This window comes from Streptomyces sp. P5F9, from assembly GCF_057961495.1.
The window spans coordinates 1-2,869 of sequence record NZ_JBXVPZ010000745.1 but is presented as its reverse complement, the minus strand read 5'-3'; the positions used below and the strand labels follow the sequence as shown (position 1 = coordinate 2,869).

The following is a 2,869-nucleotide window of genomic DNA, read 5'->3' as shown; positions in this document are numbered from 1 at the left end:
GCCGCACTGCCCGCCCGCCCGCTATCTCGCCCGGCGCCGTGAACTCGGCGTACTGGAAGCGGGCCGCAGGCTGCTGCGCGGCAGTGGCATCACGACGTATCTGATCGACACTGGCCTGCCCGGCGACCTCACCGGACCCGCCGAGATGGCGACCGCAGGGCAGGCGGACGCGCGGGAGATCGTCCGACTGGAACTCCTCGCCGAACAGGTCGCCGACACCTCCGGCACCGTCGAGTCCTTCCTCGCCAACCTCGCCGAGTCGGTGCACGGCGCCGCCGCGAGCGCGGTCGCCTTCACCTCCGTGGCGGGCGTACGGCACGGCCTGGCGCTCGCGCCCGAACCGCCGGGCCCCGGCGAGGTACGGGGCGCGGCGGCCCGCTGGCTGGCCGGGCGCCGGGTGGGCGGGACCCTCAGCGACCCGGTGCTGCTACGGCACCTGCTGTGGATCGCCGTAGCGTCCGGCCTGCCGCTCCAACTGCACGCCGGATTAGGCGAACCCGGTGTCCGCATCGACCGCACCGACCCCGTCCTGCTCACCGACTTCGTGCGGGCGACGGCCGGCCTCGGCACGGACCTGGTGCTGCTGCACAGCTACCCGTACCACCGGCACGCGGCCCACCTCGCCGGCGTCTTCCCGCACGTCTACGCCGACTCCGGTGCCGCCCTCGTGCGCACCGGCGCCCGCGCGGCGACCGTGCTCGCCGAGATCCTGGAACTGGCTCCCTTCGGCAAGATCCTCTTCTCCAGCGGGGCCCATGGACTGCCCGAACTGCACGTCGTAGGAGCGCGGTTGTTCCGTGAGGCGCTCGCGCGGGTGCTCGGCACCTGGGTCGCCGAGGGGGCTTGGTCACCGGCCGACGCGCAGCGGGTCGCGGGGCTGATCGCGGTCGGCAACGCGAAGAGGGTGTACGGGCTGGAGTGAGCTGTACAGACTGGGCCCATGCCGACCGACGCGTTGCTCGCCCGCTTCCTGAACGAACTGGCCCCCCTGGAGCCCAGCGCCGTGTGGGCTCACGGTTCGCTCGGCGGGGGCGACTACCAGGAGGGCCGCAGCGACCTGGACCTCATAGCCATCCTCGACCATCCCCTGAAGCCGAGCACCGCCCGCCAACTGGTCGCCCTGCACCGCGGACTGCGCACCGACCCCCTCGCCGTCCGCCTGCACTGCAGCTACCTCGCCCCGGGCACCCAGGACGCCCCGAACCAGCGTCACCTCACCTGGGCCCACGACCACGTCACCCGTCGGCCCGTCACGCCTGTCACCCGGCGTGAACTGCACGAATTCGGGCGGGTGTTGCACGGCGGAGCACCGAAGGACCTGCTGCCGGCCGTGACGGACCAGGAACTGGCCGAGTTCGTCGTACGGGACCAGCGGGAGTTCTGGCGGCCGGCCGTCGACAAGCCGCAGATCTGGCTTGAGAACGGCTGGGTCGACGTGGGTCTGACCACCTTCGCCCGCGCGACGGTCACCCGCCGGGACGGCCGCCTGATCACCAAGCGCGAGGCCCTCGACCTGCTGCCCTCGCTCGGCGCTCCGGTGGAGGTCGTGGAGGACGTCGTACGGCGGCGTTACGACGATCCGGTGCCGTCCGCTTCCCCCGAAGAGGGCTGGCTAGACCGCAGGGCCGAGCTGACCCGGGCCTATCTGGGCCCGGCGATCGACGACTTCGTGACCCGCTACGGGTGAGCCGTTTCTTACGGGTGACGCTTCACGCGCGCGTGGGCAGTGACTGTTCCACCGACGGGCCCGGCAGGTCGGCCACGACGTCCGGCCGCTCGCGCAGCGACAGCAGCACCCGCAGCACCCCGATCCACACCAGGCAGGAGCCGAGCATGTGGAGGGCGACCAGGGCCTCGGGGAGGTTCGTGAAGTACTGGACGTAACCGATGACGCCCTGGGAGAGCAGGATCAGGAACAGGTCCCGGGTGCGGTCCAGGGGGCCCTTGGGGGCGTCGACCGCCTTGAGGACGAACCACAGGGCGAACGTCAGCGTGACCACGATCCAGGCGAGCACCGCGTGCAGCTTGGCGACCGTCTCCCAGTCGATCGGGATGCGGTCGACCTCCTTGGAGTCACCCGCGTGCGGACCCGCGCCGGTGACCACCGTGCCCACCGCGATCAGCAGCACGGAGGCGGTGACCAGGAACCACACCAGCTGCTGCACGGCCTTGCCGACCAGCGGCTTGGGCTCCCCGTCGCCCTCCCGGCTGCGCTGCCACATCAGCGTGGCGACCGCGATCAGCGCCGAGGAGAGCAGGAAGTGGGCCGCGACCGTGTACGGGTTGAGGCCGACCAGCACCACGATGCCGCCCAGGATCGCGTTGCTCATCACGATCCAGAACTGCGCCCAGCCCAGCCGGGTGAGGGTGCGGCGGTACGGCTTCTCCGAGCGCGCGGCGATGATCGCCCAGCCGACGGCCGCGCACAGGACGTACGTCAGCATCCGGTTGCCGAACTCGATGGCACCGTGGAAGCCCATCGCGCTGGTCGTCGTCAGCGAGTCGTCCGTGCACTGGGGCCAGGTCGGGCAGCCGAGCCCGGAACCCGTCAGCCGCACGGCACCGCCGGTGACCACGATGACCACCGACATGACGAGCGCGGCGAGAGCCGCCCGCCGGACCGTCCGGGGATCCGGGGTCCAACGTGCGGCGATGAAGGCGAGGGGGTTGCGCGCGGCGGCTACGACGTCGGCGGGGGTCACGTTTGGCACGGGGACCATCGTAGGGGGGTGCTTGTGCACGTATTCACGAGGGTCCCGGCACGCGACTGTCCACGCCTACTCCCAGCGGAAGAACCGCCCGGCCGCCGCCAGCCCCACGACCGCCCACCCGCCCAGAATCCCCAGGTCGGCCCACGGCATCCCGGCCC

General features: G+C 71.9%; 3 protein-coding genes and 1 pseudogene. 2 read left to right on the top strand and 2 right to left on the bottom strand.

Translation table 11 applies throughout. The annotated features are described in order from the left end of the window. Together AC31A1_RS49435 and AC31A1_RS49430 are read left to right on the top strand one after the other, a co-directional pair. On the top strand, positions 1-922 hold a 922-nt coding region (locus AC31A1_RS49435; protein WP_489659598.1), incomplete at its 5' end, for an amidohydrolase family protein. An 18-nt stretch (positions 923-940) separates the two neighbouring features. After that, positions 941-1,687 carry a nucleotidyltransferase gene (locus AC31A1_RS49430; protein WP_489659597.1) on the top strand — a complete coding sequence of 249 codons (747 nt, stop codon included), beginning with the start codon at positions 941-943 and terminating at the stop codon, positions 1,685-1,687. Positions 1,688-1,709: 22 nt separating this feature from the next. Here AC31A1_RS49430 and AC31A1_RS49425 read toward each other — a convergent pair whose 3' ends face one another. Together AC31A1_RS49425 and AC31A1_RS49420 are read right to left on the bottom strand one after the other, a co-directional pair. Then, on the bottom strand, positions 1,710-2,720 hold the full coding sequence (locus tag AC31A1_RS49425; RefSeq protein WP_489659596.1) for a COX15/CtaA family protein: 1,011 nt from the start codon (positions 2,718-2,720) through the stop codon (positions 1,710-1,712). A gap of 57 nt (positions 2,721-2,777) precedes the next feature. Continuing rightward, positions 2,778-2,869 (bottom strand): annotated as a pseudogene (locus AC31A1_RS49420) (ABC transporter permease); the annotation flags it as partial.